General features: G+C 52.7%; 1 pseudogene. It reads right to left on the bottom strand.

Annotation, left to right across the window (positions count from 1 at the left end):
• Positions 1-330: pseudogene (locus KDM89_RS21005) on the bottom strand (MFS transporter); the annotation flags it as partial.

The following is a 330-nucleotide window of genomic DNA, read 5'->3' as shown; positions in this document are numbered from 1 at the left end:
GAGACCATCATCGGCGTCAGCCCACCGAAGATGGCATAGGCCACGTTATACGAAAACGACAGGCCGGTAAAACGTACGGTGGCCGGAAAAGCATTGGCCATCACATAGGGTACCGCGCCAACCAGACCAACTGAAAAACCAGCCAGTGCGTAAGCACCGTACAGTGTGGAAGGGTCTTGCAATACCGTGCTGTAGAAATAGTAAATCACCGTGCCAAGCAAACTGCTGCCCAGAATAAAAGTCCAGCCGCCACCAATTTTATCGATCAGTCGTCCCGCCAATATGCAACCCAGTGTGAGTGCTATGGTGGCCAGCGAATTCGCCTGCAAA

Source organism: Cognatundibacterium luofuense (genome assembly GCF_018139685.1).
GTDB classification, from domain to species: Bacteria; Pseudomonadota; Gammaproteobacteria; order Burkholderiales; family Burkholderiaceae_D; genus Undibacterium; species Undibacterium luofuense.
This window is presented reverse-complemented; position numbering and strand designations above follow the sequence as displayed.